Annotated in this window: 16 protein-coding genes; 5 read left to right on the forward strand and 11 right to left on the reverse strand. The window is 53.4% G+C overall.

Annotation, left to right across the window (positions count from 1 at the left end; translation table 11 throughout):
* Positions 1-103 precede the first annotated feature (103 nt).
* Complete coding sequence (locus tag Pla22_RS22045; protein WP_165440786.1) at positions 104-2,431, forward strand: DUF1592 domain-containing protein; 2,328 nt, start codon at positions 104-106, stop codon at positions 2,429-2,431.
* A gap of 84 nt (positions 2,432-2,515) precedes the next feature.
* Positions 2,516-3,841, forward strand: coding sequence for a DUF1552 domain-containing protein (locus Pla22_RS22050; protein WP_146517378.1), 1,326 nt, complete (start codon positions 2,516-2,518; stop codon positions 3,839-3,841).
* Positions 3,842-3,851: 10 nt separating this feature from the next.
* On the opposite strand, the gene Pla22_RS22055 is transcribed toward Pla22_RS22050, so the two are convergent.
* The 3 genes from Pla22_RS22055 to Pla22_RS22065 all read right to left on the reverse strand — a co-directional run bounded on the left by Pla22_RS22055 (position 3,852) and on the right by Pla22_RS22065 (position 7,987).
* Positions 3,852-5,876, reverse strand: a complete 2,025-nt coding sequence (locus Pla22_RS22055) for a BamA/OMP85 family outer membrane protein (protein WP_242632258.1) — start codon at positions 5,874-5,876, stop codon at positions 3,852-3,854.
* A complete protein-coding gene (locus Pla22_RS22060) occupies positions 5,854-7,323 on the reverse strand; it encodes a BamA/OMP85 family outer membrane protein (protein WP_146516946.1) in 1,470 nt (489 codons plus the stop codon). The genes Pla22_RS22055 and Pla22_RS22060 overlap by 23 nt, the downstream gene beginning before the upstream one ends.
* A gap of 202 nt (positions 7,324-7,525) precedes the next feature.
* Complete coding sequence (locus tag Pla22_RS22065; RefSeq protein ID WP_242632259.1) at positions 7,526-7,987, reverse strand: hypothetical protein; 462 nt, start codon at positions 7,985-7,987, stop codon at positions 7,526-7,528.
* Between the two features lie 319 nt (positions 7,988-8,306).
* Between Pla22_RS22065 and Pla22_RS22070 the strand changes: the two genes are divergently transcribed.
* The 3 genes from Pla22_RS22070 to Pla22_RS22080 all read left to right on the forward strand — a co-directional run bounded on the left by Pla22_RS22070 (position 8,307) and on the right by Pla22_RS22080 (position 12,067).
* Positions 8,307-9,239, forward strand: a complete 933-nt coding sequence (locus Pla22_RS22070) for a diacylglycerol/lipid kinase family protein (protein WP_165440787.1) — start codon at positions 8,307-8,309, stop codon at positions 9,237-9,239.
* A 64-nt stretch (positions 9,240-9,303) separates the two neighbouring features.
* The gene (gene kdsA / locus Pla22_RS22075; protein ID WP_146516948.1) at positions 9,304-10,209 is read left to right on the forward strand and encodes a 3-deoxy-8-phosphooctulonate synthase; all 906 of its coding nucleotides are present in this window, start codon (positions 9,304-9,306) and stop codon (positions 10,207-10,209) included.
* A gap of 37 nt (positions 10,210-10,246) precedes the next feature.
* Complete coding sequence (locus Pla22_RS22080; protein WP_146516949.1) at positions 10,247-12,067, forward strand: hypothetical protein; 1,821 nt, start codon at positions 10,247-10,249, stop codon at positions 12,065-12,067.
* Between the two features lie 40 nt (positions 12,068-12,107).
* Here the strand turns inward: Pla22_RS22080 and Pla22_RS22085 are convergent, their stop codons facing one another.
* The 8 genes from Pla22_RS22085 to Pla22_RS22120 all read right to left on the reverse strand — a co-directional run bounded on the left by Pla22_RS22085 (position 12,108) and on the right by Pla22_RS22120 (position 19,956).
* Positions 12,108-12,674, reverse strand: coding sequence for an amino acid kinase family protein (locus tag Pla22_RS22085; RefSeq protein WP_146516950.1), 567 nt, complete (start codon positions 12,672-12,674; stop codon positions 12,108-12,110).
* Positions 12,671-13,741 (reverse strand): hydantoinase/oxoprolinase family protein, encoded by a 1,071-nt coding sequence (locus Pla22_RS22090; RefSeq protein WP_146516951.1) that lies wholly within the window; start codon positions 13,739-13,741, stop codon positions 12,671-12,673. Before Pla22_RS22090 ends, Pla22_RS22085 begins: the two co-directional genes overlap by 4 nt.
* Positions 13,742-13,800: 59 nt before the next feature.
* Positions 13,801-14,910, reverse strand: a complete 1,110-nt coding sequence (locus Pla22_RS22095) for an ATP-grasp domain-containing protein (protein WP_146516952.1) — start codon at positions 14,908-14,910, stop codon at positions 13,801-13,803.
* 21 nt (positions 14,911-14,931) lie between these two features.
* Entirely contained in the window at positions 14,932-15,252 is a 321-nt protein-coding gene (locus Pla22_RS22100) for a metal-sulfur cluster assembly factor (protein ID WP_146516953.1), read from the reverse strand.
* A gap of 146 nt (positions 15,253-15,398) precedes the next feature.
* Entirely contained in the window at positions 15,399-16,712 is a 1,314-nt protein-coding gene (sufD, locus tag Pla22_RS22105; protein WP_146516954.1) for a Fe-S cluster assembly protein SufD, read from the reverse strand.
* A 114-nt stretch (positions 16,713-16,826) separates the two neighbouring features.
* Positions 16,827-18,245 carry a Fe-S cluster assembly protein SufB gene (gene sufB, locus Pla22_RS22110; RefSeq protein WP_146516955.1) on the reverse strand — a complete coding sequence of 473 codons (1,419 nt, stop codon included), beginning with the start codon at positions 18,243-18,245 and terminating at the stop codon, positions 16,827-16,829.
* 60 nt (positions 18,246-18,305) lie between these two features.
* Positions 18,306-19,121 carry a Fe-S cluster assembly ATPase SufC gene (gene sufC, locus Pla22_RS22115; protein WP_146516956.1) on the reverse strand — a complete coding sequence of 272 codons (816 nt, stop codon included), beginning with the start codon at positions 19,119-19,121 and terminating at the stop codon, positions 18,306-18,308.
* Positions 19,122-19,221: 100 nt separating this feature from the next.
* On the reverse strand, positions 19,222-19,956 hold the full coding sequence (locus Pla22_RS22120) for a helix-turn-helix transcriptional regulator (RefSeq protein WP_207310456.1): 735 nt from the start codon (positions 19,954-19,956) through the stop codon (positions 19,222-19,224).
* Positions 19,957-20,092 lie beyond the last annotated feature (136 nt).

The following is a 20,092-nucleotide window of genomic DNA, read 5'->3' on the forward strand; positions in this document are numbered from 1 at the left end:
CCAAAATTCGCCAGAGCACTCCATGACGTTTTTTCATTTTAATCCGAGACCGCAATCAAAGGTCCTTCCCGTCGACTTCGCTTGGAAGCCGCGGTGTCAGAGGATGCTGTGCATCATCGCAGCGGTAACATCCTTTGCGTTGTGCCAGACGATAGCTTTAGCCGATGACGATGAAACGATGGCAATCGGTGCGAAGATCTATCAAGAAAAGTGCGTGATGTGTCACGGCGGTGAAGGGCAGGGCAATCAGGACTACTATCCCGATCCATTGACGGGCGACAACACCGTCGGCGAACTGGCGGAATTGATCTCCGAAACCATGCCTGAAGAGGATCCCGACGAATGCGTTGCTGAGGATGCTGTCGCCGTCGCGTCCTACATTCACCACGAGTTTTACAGCGAAGCGGCGCAAATTCGCCGCCGTCCGCCCCGCGCAGTACTGGCTCGGCTAACCGGCAACCAGCTTCGCCAAAGCCTAGCTGACTTGTATGCACGCTTCGGGGACGCCGGTTGGCGTGATGACAAGCAAGGCCTGTCAGGCCGCTACTACAACAACAGCCATTGGGATGACAAGAAACTTTCGATCGAGCGAGTTGATCCCACCATCGATTTTGATTTCGGACTCAAAGGCCCCAGCCCCGAAGACAGCGAAGGTGCAAAGAAGATCGATCCGGAAGAGTACTTTATCTACTGGAGCGGATCGCTGCGTGTTCCTGAATCGGGTCGTTACGAACTGATCGTGAAAAGCAGTTGCTCGTTCACCTTGGATTTCGGAAGTCGCGATCGTGAACTCATCGACAACCACGTTCAGTCGGCGGGCAAGGAAGAGTTTCGTCGCTCTTTGTTCCTGACGGGCGGACGGGACTATCCCATCGAATTACAACTACGCCAACGAAAACGAAAGACAGAGCAACCACCTGCTTACATTTCGTTCTCATGGGTACGTCCCGGTGGCGTCGAAGAAATCGTGCCCGCGAAGTACCTCGCTCCCAGCAACCAACCACCTGTCTTTCCGCTGCAGGCAAAACTACCACCGGACGACCGCAGCTACGGTTACGAACGTGGGACCGCGATCAATCGTTCTTGGGACGAATCCACAACCGCCGCGGCCGTTGAGTTTGCTGATGTTGCGATCGCGGAACTGTACCCACAGTACAAACGACGACACAAGAAAGACCCCAACGAAAATCGCCAGGTGCTGAGAAAGTTCTTGAAAGAAATTGTCTCCACAGCGTTTCGACGACCGTTGGATAGCGAAATGGAAAAGCACTTCGTGGATCGCTTTGTCGATGAAATCAAAGATGATGCCGAAGCGATTCGCATTGTCTGTCTTTACACGATCAAGTCACCGCGATTCTTGTATCCCTTGCTCGACAAAGATCGACCTGATTCCTATCGCATCGGTTCACGCTTGGCTTTGACCCTGTTCGATTCATTGCCAGCGGACCCGTTGTTGCGAAAGGAAATGGAAAAAGATCAGCTTAAGAATCCTAAGAAGGTGACTGAGGTAGCGTGGCGAATGGTCGATGACACACGTTGCCGATCAAAGACTCGTCAATTCCTTTATGAGTGGTTCGACCTAGCACAAATCGATGAGATCACGAAAGACAAAGAGACATACCCCAACTTCGACGCCGCTTTGGTGGCCGATTTGCGTGAGTCATTTGACGCGATGCTCGAAGAAGTCGTCTACAGCGAATCAAGCGACTTCCGATTACTGCTGCAGTCCGACTGGTCATTTACCACCGAACGACTAGCGAGTTTCTATGGCGATGCGTGGAAGCCTGCCGATGGCCAATCGGGCCGTTTGATGCGAAGCGTCCATGATCCGATTCGCCACGTCGGTGTACTTTCGCATCCGTTGTTGATGAGCGAACTTGCCTATCACCGAACGTCGTCCCCCGTTCACCGCGGCGTGTTCATGACGCGACATGTTTTGGGTCGTGTCCTGAGACCACCCAACGCAGCGTTTTCACCGCTCAATCCTGACCTGCATCCTGGCCTGACAACGCGTGAGCGCGTTGCTTTGCAAACGGGTGAAGTCAGTTGCCAAGTATGCCATTCGAAAATCAACGCAGTTGGCTTTGCGTTCGAAAATTTTGATGCGGCAGGTCGATACCGTGAAATGGAAAACGACAAGCCAATCGATGCGAGCGGCAGTTACATTACCCGCACCGGAGAAACAGCAACGTTCGATGGTGTTCGGGAACTGGGTGACTACTTAGCCGGTAGCCCCGATTGTCATCGTTCATTTGTCGAAGCTGCTTTCGAGCACTTCGTTAAGCAACCGATTGCAGCCTTTGGCCCCAATTTGTCCGACGAACTTACTCAGTCGTTTCAAAACAGCGGGTTCAACATTCGCCAATTGATCGTCTCAATTGCTGAAATAGTCGCCAATCAATCTGTTGCACCCGAGCCGACACCTAGTTAGTCGCTTCAAGAACACCACTTCCTTCCTTTCCCACCCTTCGCAAGGTTTCCTGTCGTGTCAGAGCAAACATCCCGCCGCGATTTCATGGTCCAGTTCGGTATCAGCGCTGCTGCTGCTAATTTCGCGTTTGCGCTTCCTAGCCTCGGCTGGGCGGCTAGCAATGCTAATCGGAAGCAACGTTTGGTTTTCGTGTTCAGCCCCAATGGTGTGATTCCTAAGCACTTTTGGCCTGACGAAGAAAAAGACGGAAAGAAGACCGAAGAACTTGGTGAACTGAAACGAATTCTTAAGCCCCTGGAACCATTCCGCAATCAGTTGATGACCGTCAACGGTATCGACAACAAGATCAAAGGGGATGGAGATGGACACATGCGGGGGATCGGTTGCTTGTTGACCGGTGTCGAACTTTTCCCCGGAGACATTCAAGGCGGCAGCGACACTCCCGCCGGTTGGTCGATGGGAATTTCGCTTGACCAACACCTCAAGAACAAGTTGCAGGCCGACCCCACCACCCAGACCCGTTTTGGATCGTTGGAGTTCGGTGTGATGGTCCCCGAGCGTGCGGACACATGGACTCGCTGGTCGTACGCCGGGCCCAACCAACCCGTCACACCCATTAGTGACCCGTACCAGATGTTCAACAAACTTTATGGACAAACCAAGAACCGCAAGTTGCTGGCCAGTGTCCTGGATGATCTGAGTGACGATTTCCGCAAACTTGAATCGATGGCAAGTGCCGAAGATCGACACATGTTGCAGCAACATGTCGAGATGGTTCGCAACGTCGAACGTGAACTCAAAAGCGAACTGTCTCACGCCGAGAACGAATCCAACGTAGGGCATGCGGTTCCCGATTTGCCGCCGAACGTTCGCGAAGATAACGACAACATGCCGCAAATCAGCCGCATGCAAACCGAATTGCTGGTCAACAGCTTGGCAGCAGACTTCACCCGCGTCGCAACCGTCCAGATCACCAACAGTGTCGGTAACGCGCGAATGCGTTGGCTGGACATCGACGAAGGGCACCATGCGATCTCGCACGAACCTGACAACAACGAAAAAGCGTACGAGAACTTGATTCGCATCAACACTTGGTACTGCGAACAAATCGCTCATCTTGCGAAGCGACTTTCCGAAACACCGGAACCCGGTGGCGACGGAAGCTTGCTCGACAACACAACCATTGTTTGGACGAACGAGCTCGGCAAAGGAAACTCGCACACCCGAGACGACATTCCATTTGTAATGGTTGGTGGTGGTCTTGGATTCAAGATGGGCCGCGCGCTCAGTTACCCGAGCGTGCCGCACAATCGCTTGCTGCTTAGCATCACCGAAGCGATGGGCTATCCGGAAAAGACATTCGGCAACCCAGACTTCTGCGGCGACGGTGCGTTGACCGGCTTGGTCTAGGCTTTTCCGCTTAGCGAATCAGGCTCATGTAGAAGCTGAAGACTCGTCGTTGGTCGGTATCGGCTTTGGTAACCGGATAGGCAAAGTCGAATGCCAGCGGTGCGGGACCGAGCATTGGGATTGCGACTCGCAATCCTAGACCCGGTGCGACGCGAAACGTGTCGCTGTCGATCTTGACGTCCTCTTCCACGGTTCCAAAGTCAACAAACGCGACGCCGCGGAAGGCGTCGTCGGCTGTGATTGGGAACATGTATTCGACTGTATTGAGCCACTGAAACCGACCACCGACCTCAACTCCGTTGGCGGCAACCGGACTTGCACCTCGAAAATCGAATCCACGAAGTGTTGCGTAGCCGCCAGCGAAGAAGTTCTCGAAAATCGGCGTTTCTTCACCACTGAATCCGAGTCGGGTCGAGTAGGAAATGGTTTGTTTACCTGACTTGTCGGCTCGCTCAGAAACCAACCAGTACTGTCGAAATTCGGTCTCAAATCGAGCGTAATCGAAGTCTCCGAAGGTCTCTTCGAATTTGAATTGAAAGTAGTGGCCCTGGCTGGCCTGGATCGGGCTATTGCGAGTATCGTGCGTCAGCGAAACTTCGCCCGCGTAGAGCTGGTTGTCGTCCGCCAGGACACTTGTCAGAGCCACAGGCCCGGTGCGAGGTGAATCGAGGTCAACATTTTGACCGCTGATGCCGGCACTGATCGACAAGTCAGGCGTGATGCGATAGCCAAACGCAACTCGTCCACCGAGCCGCTCTTCATCCCAGTCATTGAAACGTCGATCGTACAAGAATCCGCTGAGCGACATGCTGATGGGCTGATACCCAAACAAGTTGGGGTCGACAAACTGCATCGTGTATCGCTTGAAGTCCGTGCCCGGCGCCGCTTCGATTCGAAAGGTTTGCCCTGCACCGCGGAAGGCTGTGCCACTAAACAAATCTTGAAACGAGCGAGGGAAACGCATGATGTCGAAGTTGCGTTCGTCCACGGTGATCTGTCCGGTTACGCCAGCGTCACTGTTGACCGCACCCCCGAACATGATCCGTCCGGTTCGAGCCGGAAAACCGTTGATGATCAAATCAGCGTTGCGAACACGTGGCCCCTGATAGGCGCTGTAAGGCGCAACGGTTTCATAGGGGTCGGGCAATCCCGTGTTCCCGGTCCCCGCAAATGGATCGTAGGTGACGCCCGGTTGCGACGGAGCCTGTGTGACAGGTGCCGAAGAATAGGGGTAGTTGGATTGGGGTGGCGTGTAAGGCTGGCTGCCGTACTGAGGTTGCCCTTGGTATTGGGGTTGAGTCTGATACTGAGGTTGAGCCTGGTATTGGGGTTGAGCCTGGTATTGGGGTTGAGCCTGGTATTGTTGTTGAGGCAGAACTTGGTAGTTGGAACCCTGGGGCGTGATTGCTGGTGGCTCATATTGTTGAGGCTTGCCAGCTTGGTAGCTGTTTGGAACCGACGGCGGATTCAACGACGGTGCTGTGCCGTAGGCCGACTCGCGAGACGGAGGGGTTGTCGGCGGCAGAACAAACTTGTCGGCGGGAACAGGTGGTCCTTCCGGTGCAGAAAACTGATAGGCCGAAGGTTGTTGGGTCACCGGAAACTGACGAGCCACGTAGCGATCGGATGCTTGCCCGCTGGCAGTGGTTTCGTCATCCGACGCAGTGGTTTCTAGCTGTCCGAGAGCTGATGCTTCAGGTGCCCAATGGCTCGAAGCTGTGTGCCCCGGTGTGGTGTAGCCCGGTGTGGTGTAACCCGGTGTTGATGTGCCAAACGTCGACGGTGTTAACGGTGCGGCGAACTGCGCACATCCCGCGATCATGGACGATGCAAACAACACGATCCAACCTGCGGATCGAGCTGTAGCCGATCGCTGGTATCGTAAGCGTTGTGTCGTCGAGCTAAGGAACTGGGGCATTCGCTTCGTCGTATCGCAGGGAACAGGTTTCAGTAGTGCGTTAAAAGTCCGAACAATGGAGTCGTCGCGGCGAACATACTTCGCCGCAGGGCGACTAGTAATCCGCGGGGAGATCATCGCTTGGGACCACCTTGATGTCGGGAGGATCCGCGATCTGCGGGTTGACTTCCAGTAACTGACTTCGTTCGAGTCGACTTCGGTTCGTTTCAAGCGTGCGGCGATTGATCCAATCACCTTCACGTAAGTCGACCAAGTTCAACATCGTTGTCTCTCGCATGAGATGGGGTTCGCCGTCAATGTTGACTCGAATTTCGCCCACTTTCCAACGGTCGCCTTCCGAGATCTTGTAGATCAGGTCGACAACGTTGTCCTCATCTCGCATCACGGTTTGCGGATCAACTTCGGCGTAAATGAACCCAAGTTCGCCGTAACCGTAGATCACCTCACCAACATCGCGGCGAAGGATTGAACCGTCGTACATGTCACCCGGCTTTAGCGACAGGCGATCTCGCAATGATTGTTCGGTGATGAATTCATTGCCAATGATTTGAATTTCGTTGACTCGGAAACGCGGTCCTTCGTTGACCACATACGTTACCGTGATCCACTTACCAGACTCGTCGTACTCCAGATGACGTCCCACGGTCGCCGTTAGGAATCCCAAGTTGTGGTAATAAGCCGCTAGAACGTCAACGTCTTCGTTGATCTTTTGCAGGTCGGCGGTGTTGTTGATCCATCGGATCACACCGGCCATCGGACCTCTTGAGTTGATGATCTTTTTCAGCCGTGCTTCGGTGACGATGGTGGATCCTTCAATTCGAATCTCACGAATTCGTTCTTTAGGACCTTCATTGATTCGGAACACAACAGCGTTCGGGTCGTTTTGCAGACCCACCGAACTGAGCACCGAGACTTGGTTGAAGCCTTCGCCTTGGTAATAGTCGATCAAGCGACGACGAGCGGATTCGATCGAAAATTCGTTGAGAGGATCGTTGGGTGCAAGTCCAGCACGTCCATTCAGCTCACGATCGTTGCAGCCACGATTTCCGTGGAAGATTACTTGAGTGATGATTTCGCGTTCGTGAACCGTGAAAGTCACACGCATTTCGCCTTTGGCGATTTCTTCGGTTTTGTAGGTGACATGGTCAAAGGACCCCATGTCGTTGAGCCGACGAACGTCACCCAGGACAGTGTCGTCATCGTAGAAGCGACTCGCCCGCGTTTGCAGTTCTTGCATGATGCGGTTGATGCTTACGCGACGGTTGCCGACGATGCGCACCTCGGCCACGATTGCGTCACCTTTTTCGCGTCGCACAGCCAAGCCATCGAGGCTATGAATATGTTCGCGGAACTTTGGCTTGGTGTCGGGTGCAGGAGCTTGAGCCCCGCCTCCGCCGCCGGCGCCCATTCCGCCACCACCGAACTGTGCTCCGACGGGTGTCGCTAAGGTTGCCCCCGCGATCAAAACGCACGCAAACAACGCGACGATCGACACAGAATCGCTTGAGACGATCGGCCAGCGAGCACATTGGGAACGTTTGACAGTTGCTTTTAAAATCTGCATGCGTGGACGAAACCGGGAGCATGGAAGGGGAGTTTCACGACGAGAACCCTCCGACAATCGATGCCGGGACTGTTCTCCATCTGCTAACTACCAATGCTCGCCAAGCGGCCACAAGCCAGATTCAGCCGCAATTTGGCTAAAACTTCGTTCTGCAACCAGAACCGAAGCTAGCTGCGGCCATTCAGCCACCCCAATTTGCCTGCTAGGTGGCATCCGCCGAATGAAGGTTTAGATCAACGTTTCCGACAGGCAATTCCAACCAATCGGTGATCATCACGCGCTGAACCAGAGGCTCTTCCAAATGCGAACGGACGATTTCCATCAAACGCTCGCGGATCTGTGTCTGCGAAGGATCGTCTAGCCAAGACGGGTCCGCTTGCCGCAGGAGTTGCTCGGAAGTTTCACAAATTTCCATGCGCACCTGGGTCAGACGCTCACGTCCTCGATGAATCTTGGATGGATCAACGACCGCGTGAAGACGAAAGTGATAAACAGTCGCGATATCGCTTGTGCTCTGGAATCGAAATTCGCCAATCTCAAAAGCCGTTGATTCGACATCGCTAAGCCTGGCGACGCGACTGCGCACGTACCCAATCACGCCAGCGTGAACCGCGACCATCAACAAAATTAGACTGGCACCCCAGTAGCGACGAATGAATTGCACGAGTTTGTCTCGACATGGAAAACAAGAAACCTAAGGAGCATCGATCAGTGGTCGGTCGTAGCGATTGCAATAATTGCGACGATTTAACTCAGAGTTTTTGCCACTGAACGGCCCAGCCAAACCGGAATTCGACCGCTAAACGGTAGGTCATAGCGAAGCACAGTGCGGATAAAAGGCTCTAATATTTTGCATCACTGCTCATTGTTCCTGTTGGGAGCTTCCCCGTTCCTGTTGGAAACTTCCCCATTGAAGCGTTCTGCTCGGGCTGCCTATGGCTTCACGAGCCCTCTCTTCCGATCTCTTCCGATCCTGCATGCCCATGCCTCTGCCCTCCGTCGTCCTATTCACCAGCCCTAAAGCGGGTAGCGGTAAGAATCGCGACCAAATTGATCGGCTGATCTCTCGGCTTCGCCAAGCCAACAACTCCGCCAGCGTTACCGCCAACGTCGCCGAACTGGATGCCTTGCTGCGTCAAACGGTGAAGCCCATTGTGGTTGCCGCTGGAGGCGATGGAACGATTGGGTTGGTTGCATCGCGATTGGCTGTCTTACAAACCCTAGATAACGTTGCCCCGGCTCGGTTGATTCCCATGCCGATGGGCACCGAGAATCTACTAGCCCGACAATTTGGGTTTCGCGCCGACGCTGATTATGTTTTCGACAAAATTTATCACGGTCATTCCACGCCGATCGACCTTGGTTTCGTTGGTCAAAAACCTTTCCTGAGCATGGTCACATGTGGTTTTGACGGTGAAGTCATTCGTGCGATGCATCTGACAAGGCGAGGTCACATCCGCCGGTTCGATTACTGGCGTCCTATTCTTAGAGCGATTCGGCACTATCGTTTTCCCCCTATCATGATCGAAGCCGAAGGAGTTCCCCCAAGCGACGATAGCCAAGAAGACGACGTTGGTGGGAATGATTCCACGCGAACGATCCAATGCGGTTGGGCGATGGCATTCAATTTGCCTGTTTACGCTGGCGGCATGACAATCGAACCTCATGCGAAGCCGAACGATGGGCTTCTCGACGTGATCGCGTTTCAAGGCCGAAGCATCCTAAGCGGCTTACGCTACGTCGCCGGAATCCGCTTGGGACGACACCTCGAGTTCCCCGATGTCGTTCGTTTCCGAGCGACGACGCTACGCGTTCACTCGTCACATCGCGTACCGTTCCAACTCGATGGCGATTATGGCGGAAAGCTTCCAATAGAGATCAGAGTGGAACCGTCGGCGATTGAGTTGCTCGTTTAAGTCCCGCCGAGCTTTTATCAGGTTCCCCCTTTCGCTCGACCCAGCAATTCGACCAGAATCGGGAATGAGCCAAACCACCCCCTCAACCGTTGATCCTGTTTCGATTGGTCCCTATCGCTGCGGTGACGCCGAACCGCTGCTCCTGATCGCAGGCCCCTGCGTGCTGCAGACCTATGAATTGTCGATGCAGATTGCTGATGTGCTCTGTCGAATCAATGATCGTGACGATGTGAACGTTGTGTTCAAGGCATCGTTCGACAAGGCCAATCGCACCAGCCTGACGGCTCGCCGAGGCCCAGGCATCGACGAAGGTTTGAAGATGCTTGATCGCATTGGCGAAAAAAGCGGTCTGCCCAAAACCACGGACCTCCATTTGCCGGATCAGGCCGACGCGGTAGCTCAGGTTTGCGACCTGCTTCAAATCCCGGCTTTTCTGGCTAGGCAAACTGATTTGATCGTTGCCGCAGCTCAGACAGGTCGTCCGCTCAACGTCAAGAAAGGTCAATTCATGTCGCCGGGCGATATGAAATATGTGGTCGAAAAAGCCCGAGGATCCTTCGCCGAGAGTCCTCATGCGAATCCGGCCAGTTCGGCTCCGAACCCGGAAGCCGCGGGTCGAAAGGGGGGCGTGATGTTGTGCGAACGCGGGACATTTTTTGGCTACGGACGACTGGTCAACGACATGCAGTCGCTACCACTGATGCGAGCTTTGGGAGTCCCGGTCGTGTTCGATGCCACGCACAGCGTGCAGCAGCCCGGCGGATTAGGAGGTGCGACGGGTGGAAACCGAGAAATGGTCGAACCACTTGCCCGAGCCGCCGTAGCAATGAGTACGGATGCCCTCTTTTTCGAAACTCATCCTGACCCCGACACCTCGCCCAGCGACGGTGCCAATATGATCCCGCTCGATCGCTTTGAAGCGACCATCGACCGGCTGCTCAAACTGCGCCAAACCGTTTCCAGCTTGTGACTCCTGCTTCAGTACTTTGACCCCTCCTGTGTAATTGATGGCAGCACTGTTTTTGACTCCAGCAACTCGCCGCGCCCCCTTGGGGTTGCTCAATCAGTCAAGAGCTGCGGTGCTCGCTGCGATGTCGTTATTCGCGGTCGCAATTCTATTGGCGGGTGGCTGCTCGGACGACAGCGACGCGGTTCGCGAAATTCAGGCCCAGCGGCAAAACCGAATGCAATCTCGCAGCGTCCAAGACCACTTGGGTGCAACGCATAATTTGTTACGACGTTTGTTCGAACTGAATGACCGCGAGGCTCGGCGACAAATCACTTATCACCTTAACCGCTGGCAAGAGGAATCCACTCGCGGGAAAGATTCAGAGCAAGCCGACATCACCCCATTAGTTTCGACTTACGAGCCATGGCTAAGTGACGAAACTCGGGCACAACGAGTCGAGCGTACGACCTTTGTCGGAACTGATCTTCCCCACCTTCGAGACAGCTATCTCGCCCGACAAATTGTTTCCTGGGTCGATGTTGATTCTCACGACGATCCCCTATTTGCCGATTGGTTCAAATCGCTAGAGGGAAAGTTAGACGAGAGGCAAATCCTTAAGCTGAAAACGACCCACCGCCTTTTCGATTGGTGTGTACGCAATATTGCGTACGAACCTGAAGTCCCGACCACACCCGCACCGCCAGCCCCGACATTGACGAAGGGGCTAACCTTCCGTGCCCCAGGCTACCGTCAAACCCAATATCAAACATTATGGCGAGGCACCGGGGATGCATGGCAATTAGCAGGCGTATTCACTCAGCTTTGCCGGCAAGCTGATATCCCAGCGTTCATCTTGGCTTTGGCCAATGACGAAGACGGATCGCTAAAACCTTGGTCAGTAGGCGTATTGATTGGCAAAGAGATTTACCTGTACGAACCCGAGCTTGGAATTCCGATTCCCCTGCCCACCGAGGCCGGAATTGCGACACTCGGTCAAGCTCGCAGTGATGCAGCGGTGCTTCGACGTTTGAATGTACCAGGCTTTTTCGATTACCCCTATTCCAAGTCCGACATAAGCCAGTCGATCGCGCTGCTGAACGTGGTACCTGAAGCCATCAGTCCACGTATGAAACAACTTCAAAATGGTCTGACCGGCGAACGTCGCATGATCACCTATGTGGATGCTGACCGGTTAGCGAAAGAAATCGACGATGTACGGGGCATCGCTGGTGTGCGTTTGTGGAAAGTGCCGTTGCAGGCCGAGGTCTATGCCGAAGACATCGCAAAAGCTGCCGAACGTGATTTGATGTTCCAGTTTTGGTACCGGTCTCGCTGGGCAATCTTGGAAGGCGAAATCCCGTCTTCCAAGCAACTCGCCAAGGCACGTTGGCAACATCTACACGGTCAATTCGACTCGATCGAAGAAGAGAACATCCAGGGTGCTCGGCCGCTTTACCTGACTCAACGTGCGCCTGAATTTGAGCTCGAAGACTTGGCTATCGATGTTGAACTGCAGAAGGCCTATGGCATTCGCCGCCAATTAGGAACCGCATCCGACATCTACGAACGTCAAGTCCAACAGGCTCAGGTGATGATGCGAATGAGCAAGCGCACCGCCACTTATTGGATCAGCTTGGTTCAATATGACGATGGTCGTTACGACACTTCAAAGTCCTGGCTCGTCAAACGAGTTCTCGATGATGAACAGCGTTCTCAGTGGGAAAACTCGGCGGTCTACAACGCAGCGCGTGCAGCCGAGCGAACCGGTGAAATCGACGAGGCGATGGAACTGTACAAGTCCGAAAAGAACGCCCGACCCCATGGAAGCAGAATCCGAGCGCGCCTGCTCGGTAGGACATCCGAAAGCACCGACGACTAATCGCAAAAGCGATTCCTCAGTGATCTGTCGTGTCGGAACTCTATCCTTGAAGTCGCTCAAGTCGTATTCTCGCGACGTGTTGGGCGATCAAGGGAAAGGCGGCATCGACAATTCCAGTAGCGGCAAGCGATGCCGCAGTGAACTCGTTGGGAATATCGCACGACTTCAATAGCACTAGCTCGTCTGCATTGAGCCTGATGGCCAAGTGAGCGGCGATCGAGTCCGTCGTCGTTCGCCAATCCTGAGGCAAACGTGAATCATCGCCTGGGCGATAGAACGCTCCCACCCGAACCAAACGTGTTGCTGCAGCCGAGTTCTGCTCACTCAGATCCTGCAACATTTCGGGTGACCTGATTGCCTCCCACGCGGGAAACCAGTCACTAACAACCTGAAACATTGCATCAAGCAAATCGATGCAGTGCCAGTGAGTAGCAACCGGGTCCAATGAATGAACCGTGTCGAGCTCGCGGATCGCATCGATGACTTTGCCGCCACCAAAGATCAACACATTCGTCGCTGGTTCCTGACATCCAATCCAATCTTGGAGCGTATCAACCAACATTGGATTAAGCAATAAACTACCGCCGACCTTAACCACCCGAATCACGCACGACTCCGAATTGTCTTAGCCAATAAAACACCGACCGCGTACGCAGGAAAGCACCGCGAGACTTCCGCGTTAAAAATCTGGCCAAGTCTCAACACGTCGCGATCCGCTGGCACGCGCAGCAGTTCCCCGCCGTGTCCAATCATCACAATCGTGCCACCATTATCGATACCGTCAAAAGCGAGTTGAACTTCGTGTTGAGCTGCAGTCATCACCTGGGCTGACAAATCACGTGCCAGAGAAATGTCGACCCTACGGTGATCTAGCCCAATCATGCGAGCCATTCGATTCGCGGCCATCTCTATTGTTCTTGGTCGCTGGTCCGCCGATTGACAATCTTGGGCGTCTTCGCTGTTTTTACCAAGAATCAGCATTACATCGTCCATCGTCGCAAACACTTCATTCATCACGCGCACGTTTCGTCCTCGGAAACGCAAACTTGAAACCAATGAGCAAACCGGAGTTCGGCCGCAACCGAGATAGACAAGCGAACCTTCGACCAAGCGATCAAAATCAGTGCACGAGGCCGTAGCGACCTTACCCGCCTTGATAGGAACGATATCCGTGGTCGTCGATCCAACGTCCACGACCATTGCGTCATCAACGGCGCCGCTCGAAGCGGCATGGCGTAAGGCGATGTCGTTTCCGAAATACTCTTCAGCAATACATTTTGCGGAAGCATGCCAATTCGATGCGGCAACCGCATCGGGATTCTGCTTTGCCGCCGAACCACCCACGAATTCGCCTTCGACGGTATAGAAACAAACATCGGCGTTAAATCGTTTGGATGCAGCAACCGCCGAGTCAACAATCTTGGAGACACCTTCGCGGCGATCAAAGAAACAATCGGCAAGCTCGCCTGTCATCGTTACTGCAAGCGACGAAAACTCAAACGGAACCAACATGTCGGCCAAAGCATCGCATAGCCGATCGGAATCAGACCACATAGGAAAAAACTGACTTGCCGCATTGCCAAGCAAATCAGAGACCTTCAAGTTTGCACCACCGATGTCAATGCCGACAACACGAGCGGTATCGCAATGCCCAGTGTCTTCCAACGTTTTCACTTACCGTTTCAAATCGCAAGAGGTCGAAGGAAGCGCACCATAAAAAGCACCGCCGAGGTCTAGGTTGATTCCGTGACCATATCGTTGACCCAAACCGTACCCTCGGGAGTCCAACGAACGGTATCAACACTGGTTGAACACGTGATCGGCCCGGACTCTAGGTCAAACAACCTAGCGGTAATATTGCCGTGAATCATACGGCGCAGCCCAACGTAAGACGTCGTTAGACGCGGATTGATTTCAATCACGTAATCGGCCGATGGATCATCACCGAGTAACAGGTCAACTCCAACGAAACCACGAACGGTAGGCGGCATGGCTTCAATCGCCCGCATCGCAAGCGCTGCAGCGCGGCGTTGTGCGTCGTCGTCTAAAGGCCCCTGGCCCCCGTTGTACTCGCATGTAACATCACAAAGATTCTGCGAGACCGCGGGCAAAAACGTTTGTTGCGTAGGCGATGCCACCATAGCAATCGACACGGCGCGACCTGGCATCCAAGCCTGCAACAGCGAACTTTCATGAAGTTCCGCGTTGGCTTCTTCGAGCGAATCAAATGTTCGCAGCTCTTGGGTCCCGCATCCGTCGCGCGGCTTCACTATGTACTTGCTGAAACCTTTGCACTCTTCGGCATACCGACGGTCCGAGGTCGCCATATAAATAGGGTGCGCCACACCGGCACCAATCAATGCTCTCGCCGTGAGCAATTTATCGCTAGCGGTCCGAAGAAAGTCGCCACTCCCTGCGATCACGTCTACTCCGCCAGCGCGTAGCATAGCGACGGACTTCGCGAGAATCCCATCGCTTTCGGGTGCGACAATCAAGGCGGCGTCGCAAGACTGGGCGGCTTCGACCCATTGAGACCAATGTGGCTTGCTAGGGTCGATTGTAACAATTTGTTGCCCGGGAACCAATTCATCAGCATCAAAGCGAGGATCGACAGGAATCACGGCTTCGGCGATTTCAGACAAATCGCTGACCACAGCGTGCAACATCGCCGAGCCCTCTTGCCGAAGGCTTCTGGGTATTTTTTCCAAGGGAAGTTCCGCGAGTCCGCCACCGCAAACGTACTCACCCACAAAAATCCGCATTGAAACACTCCCCGAGAACAACAAAACAAGTGCCAGTCCAACGAATGTGGCATAGTGACGCTGATGCGTCAAACTTGGCATGCCCCAGCAGCTACCCCATCCCTAGAAGATGCCCAAGTGATCACGTGCATCGTCAGTCATTTTTTCGGGAGTCCAGGCCGGTTCCATCACCACCTTCACTTCGCAGGTATCGACTTCTTCAAGTCCTTCGGCGGCTCCCTTGGTACCGGCAACCAATTGTGGTCCAGCCGGACACATTGGGCTCGTCATCGTCATCTCGATGTAAACGTCGTGACGACCGTCTTCCTTCTCGTCCTTCACGTCCACTAAGTAAATCAATCCAAGATCCACGATGTTGACGTAGAGCTCAGGGTCGATCACTTGTTTGAGCGCTTCACGCACTTTGTCTTCTGCTAATGCCATGCTGGGGAAACTCCCGTAGTCGAATAGTCGTCGGTTAGTCTTTGAACGCTGTAATATCTTACGCGTTGGAAATATTTTAGGGTGGATACTAGCAACGCAAAAGCGAACCAGACCATTCACTTTCGCTGATGCGATCATCAAACGAATCAATCGTACTCGCGAACCTGCCGAACGATGGCGGCGCCTAACGCATCACGCACACTCTCGATGGTAATCCGATCGAAAATTTGCTGGAAGAATCCCGTTACGATCATGCGTGTGGCTTCCTTGCGAGTGAACCCACGGCATCGAGCGTAGAAAATTTGTTCTTCGTCGACTTTCGCCGTCGTGCTGCCGTGAGTGCAGCGTACGTCATCGGCCTCAATTTCCAAACCAGGAATGGAATCGGCACGCGAATGGTGAGACAACACTAAGTTGTCGTTGCGTTGATAACCATCCGTTTTCTGGGCGTCTTTGTCGACCTTGATCATCCCCCGCCAAACCGTGCGACTCTTGTCTTGCTGGGCTGCCTTGTAAAGGAAGTCGCTATGGCAATGGGGCGCGCGGTGATACTGCTGGGTGTGGTAGGCCAAGTGCTGTCGGCCTTCGGTAAACATCACTCCGTTGACTTGGCTGTCGGCACCAGGACCGATCAAATCAACCGATTGATTCACCTTGCTCAAACCTGATCCCATCGCAGCAATCGTCCACTGAAGCGTCGCGTCCTTGTCGACCAGCGCCTTTTGATGAGCGAAGTGGAATGTCTTATGGCCCCATTCCTGGAGGTTGACGTAACGAAGGTGCGAACCTGGTTTCTGGATCAGCTCAATCGCACCCATGTGTAATCCGCCAGCGTTTTCCGTGACGCTGTTGGATTCGTGCAAAACAGTGGCTTCAGCACCTTCGTCTAGTACGACCAAGGTGTGAGTCGTATCGCAACCGCCATCCGTCATCACCGAACCGATGTGAATAGGCTTTTCAATGACAACATTGCGAGGCACATATAGAAATTGACCACCTGCGAAGAACGCTGCATGAACCGCCGCGAACTTGTCGTAGTCGGGATCAAACGCCGTGAACAAGTGAGGACGAACAACTTCAGGATGTTCTTGGCAAATTCGTTCCAACGAACCGAAGATCACACCTTTGGCGGCAAGTTCCGGGTCGAGTGTTTCGTTAACGATTTGACTGTCAACGGTTTCCAGCCGTCCACCCAGTTCGACTCCGTGAGTCAATTGATGGACATCGTCCGTTGCGACGTCAACGACTGCACCATTCGATGGGGCAGCGTACTTACCAATTTGAAAAGTTCGGATGTCCGTACGAATCCACTCTTCGTGGCGTCGAGCGGGCCAATCCATTGCATCAGCGTGCTGCCACGCCTCTCGGCGTAGATCAGTCAGCCAGTCTGGTTCGTTGCGAGATTCGATGAACGCATCGAAACCAGCGGCGTCAAAAGAAAGTTGTGCGGTTTGCGTCATGACAAAAATGAGTCGAAGTAAATTTTAGAATGCGGGGTAGCTACCATGCTTCGAGTCGGTCCGTAGGCCAAATCGAAGTCGTGGCAACCAGTGAAACGGAAACAGTGCGAAGGCTTAACCGACGCTACCTTCCATCTGCAGTTGGATCAAACGATTCATTTCAATCGCGTACTCCATCGGCAGTTCTTTGACGAGTGGCTCAATGAAACCATTAACGATCATCGTACTGGCTTCCTGTTCGGTTAAACCTCTCGAAAGCAAGTAGAACATTTGCTCTTCGCCAATACGTGAAACGCTGGCTTCATGACCAATCTGAACATCTTGTTCGGCGACTTCGATGTACGGATACGTATCGCTGCGGCTTTCGTCATCAAGAATCAACGCGTCGCAGACAACACTGTTCTTGCTGTTGTGAGCGCCCGGTTCGACCTTCACAAGACCACGATAGCTGCTTCGACCGCCATTCTTGCTGATCGACTTGCTGATGATTTGGCCGGTAGTGTTTGGAGCCGCATGAACAAGCTTCGCTCCCGCGTCTTGGTGCTGACCGGCACTGCTGAACGCGATCGACAAGATTTCACCTCGAGCGCCAGGTTCCATCATGTGTACCGCTGGGTACTTCATCGTCAACTTGCTACCTAGGTTGCCGTCGACCCATTCCATGGTGGCATCGCCGTACGCGTAAGCACGCTTGGTGACCAAGTTATAGATGTTGTTAGCCCAGTTTTGGATCGTCGTGTAACGGCAACGAGCGTTTCGTTTGACGATCACTTCAACCACGGCACTGTGCAATGATTCGGTCGAATACATCGGTGCTGTACAGCCTTCGACGTAGTGAACGCTCGCCCCTTCATCAACGATGATGAGTGTTCGTTCAAACTGCCCCATGCTCTCGGCATTAATTCGGAAGTACGCCTGCAATGGGAAATCGATATGAACTCCCTTAGGAACGTAGATGAACGAACCGCCGGACCAAACCGCGCTGTTAAGAGCAGCGAACTTATTATCGTCGGGTGGAATGATCTTGCCGAAGTATTCACGCAACAGCTCTGGATGCTCACGCACCGCAGTATCGGTGTCGGTAAACAACACTCCCTGTTTCGCCAGATCTTCCTCGAGTGATCCGTAGATCACTTCGCTCTCGAATTGCGCTTTCACACCCGAAAGAAACTTCTTCTCAGCCTCGGGAATACCAAGCTTATCAAACGTATCTTTGATTTCCTGTGGTACGTCTTCCCAAGTTTTGCCCTGATGATCAGTCGGCTTGAGGTAATAGAAGATGTCTTGGAAGTCGATGTCGATATCGCCACCCCATGTAGGCATGGGACGCTCGTTGAACTTCTGCAATGATTCAAGACGGAACTTCCGCATCCAATCAGGTTCGTTCTTGATATCAGAGATCTGATGAACCACTTCTTCGCTAAGACCTTTTGCGGCCTTGAACACACCCGTGGTTTCGGTTCGGAAATTGTACTTATTGATCTCGCCAATGCTGTCGGCTTCAGATCCAGCTTCTTGAATATCGGTTGCCATGAAAAATGCTTTCTATGCGTTATAAAAGTGTTTGATCTCGTGCGTTGCCAAACCCCAGGATTAAACTGCGGCTTCTTCGGCAAGCATCTCTTCGTTGGCGGCATCGGCTTCCGGGTACGCCTTACGAATTCGGTCGTAACCTTGATCGTGAAGCTCTTGCGCTAATTCTCGTCCGCCGGTTTCAACGATCCTTCCGCCCAACATGACGTGGGTGTATTGCGGCGGATTGTGGACAAGTAACTTGTCGTGGTGCGTGATGATCAGCAAACCCATCTTTTGGTGACCAATATCAGCGATCGATTCACTGGCCAATCGAACAGCGTCAGCGTCCAACCCCGAATCCGTCTCATCGAGGATGGCGAACTTCGGTTGCAACATCGCCAATTGCAAAATTTCAGCTCGCTTCATTTCCCCGCCCGAGAACCCGTCGTTGACGTAACGCCGAGCGAACTCGACATCCATCTTCAAGTGACTCATCTTCTCCTTTAATTCCTTACGGAACTCACGCATTGGAATCAATTCTTCGCCCTCTTTGCGATCGGGTCGACGAACATTCGTGGTGGCGTGGCGAAGGAAGTCTGCCATCTTTACACCCGGAATCGCCATCGGACGCTGGAACGCCATGAAGATGCCTTTGCGAGCACGTTCATCAGGTCCCATTTCAAGCACATCTTCATCATCAAGCGAAATCGAGCCACCGGTAACGGTGTAACCCGGATGCCCCATGACTGCCAATCCAAGCGTGCTTTTGCCGCTTCCATTGGGCCCCATCAAGGCGTGTGTTTCGCCGTGTTTAATTGTCAGATTGACCCCACGAAGAATGGGCTTATCACCAACGGAAACTTGCAGGTTTTCAATTTTGAGAACGTGATTCATTTTCTTAAGCTCGCCTAAGGCGATTGAGGTTAAAAGTACTGAGTTGAGTTGGGAATGAAATGGAACGTATAGGATTGTGGTAAGGAAGCGAACAACCAAGTCAAACGGTGGCCGTCGAGGATTGGTTGTCCTGACCAGTGTCCGCGATGGCAGTTGCGATCGGCCCCGCGGAAAACTGACAACATTGATCGCCGTCGAGTCGACAACTGCTTAAATGGACCGGATGTCCCAGCGCCTCGGAAAGCATTTTCTCTTCAAGCTTGCACATGGCACGGTCGTCCGACGCTTCAGTCAGTGACGGATACGGACACGACTCAATATCTAATACCGGCAAATTCCCATCGCACGAAACCGAGGCGGCGATGTGATTCGACGCCATCACTTCGGATAGATGATCAAATCGATGTTGCAGGGAGGTGACTTCGGATTGCGTTTCACTTCGATGCGCATCCATCACATTAGCAAATCGTTGACCCAGCTTCGTCGCAACCGTTTGGAGCAAACTCTCGCGAAGTTCTTCATCTTCGATTTCAATGATCGTCCGCCACATGGAATCCGCCAAATCCGCTGGATTGGCTCCCGCGCGTCGATGTCCTTCAAGGGTCATGATGTATCGATACGTTGGCCGCCCGCGTCCCGAGACAACCTTTTCGCGGACAAGACAACCGCGTTCAAGCAATCGCTCGACTCGCTGCCTGACCGCGGTGGCGGTGACTCCAAGCGATTCAGTTAGATCACCGATGTCAAAGGCATCTCCACTACGCATCGCCAGCAGAAGCTCACGATCGACGGATCGCAACTCTTCGTGGACAACGGTTCGTGGTTTATTAGTCATGGTGAATTCAAACGGCGACATGGACTCAAGAGGCGACATGGACTCGAGAGGCCGCGTCTTGGAACACTGAATCGGAGCACTGGCCTGCCCCTTATTGTGTGACCAACCGGCATTTATGACAACGGTGCTTGCGAAA

It is taken from the genome of Rubripirellula amarantea (genome assembly GCF_007859865.1).
Classification (GTDB): domain Bacteria; phylum Planctomycetota; class Planctomycetia; order Pirellulales; family Pirellulaceae; genus Rubripirellula; species Rubripirellula amarantea.

Bases quoted from the DNA above. Each gene is read 5' to 3' on its own strand.
- Pla22_RS22045 (WP_165440786.1), top strand. From the start codon at position 104: ATGCTGTGCATCATCGCAGCGGTAACATCCTTTGCGTTGTGCCAGACG.
- Pla22_RS22050 (WP_146517378.1), top strand. From the start codon at position 2,516: ATGGTCCAGTTCGGTATCAGCGCTGCTGCTGCTAATTTCGCGTTTGCG.
- Pla22_RS22055 (WP_242632258.1), bottom strand. From the start codon at position 5,876: ATGATCTCCCCGCGGATTACTAGTCGCCCTGCGGCGAAGTATGTTCGC.
- Pla22_RS22060 (WP_146516946.1), bottom strand. From the start codon at position 7,323: ATGCAGATTTTAAAAGCAACTGTCAAACGTTCCCAATGTGCTCGCTGG.
- Pla22_RS22070 (WP_165440787.1), top strand. From the start codon at position 8,307: ATGCCTCTGCCCTCCGTCGTCCTATTCACCAGCCCTAAAGCGGGTAGC.
- kdsA (WP_146516948.1), top strand. From the start codon at position 9,304: ATGAGCCAAACCACCCCCTCAACCGTTGATCCTGTTTCGATTGGTCCC.
- Pla22_RS22080 (WP_146516949.1), top strand. From the start codon at position 10,247: ATGGCAGCACTGTTTTTGACTCCAGCAACTCGCCGCGCCCCCTTGGGG.
- Pla22_RS22095 (WP_146516952.1), bottom strand. From the start codon at position 14,910: ATGCCAAGTTTGACGCATCAGCGTCACTATGCCACATTCGTTGGACTG.
- Pla22_RS22100 (WP_146516953.1), bottom strand. From the start codon at position 15,252: ATGGCATTAGCAGAAGACAAAGTGCGTGAAGCGCTCAAACAAGTGATC.
- sufD (WP_146516954.1), bottom strand. From the start codon at position 16,712: ATGACGCAAACCGCACAACTTTCTTTTGACGCCGCTGGTTTCGATGCG.
- sufB (WP_146516955.1), bottom strand. From the start codon at position 18,245: ATGGCAACCGATATTCAAGAAGCTGGATCTGAAGCCGACAGCATTGGC.
- sufC (WP_146516956.1), bottom strand. From the start codon at position 19,121: ATGAATCACGTTCTCAAAATTGAAAACCTGCAAGTTTCCGTTGGTGAT.
- Pla22_RS22120 (WP_207310456.1), bottom strand. From the start codon at position 19,956: ATGACTAATAAACCACGAACCGTTGTCCACGAAGAGTTGCGATCCGTC.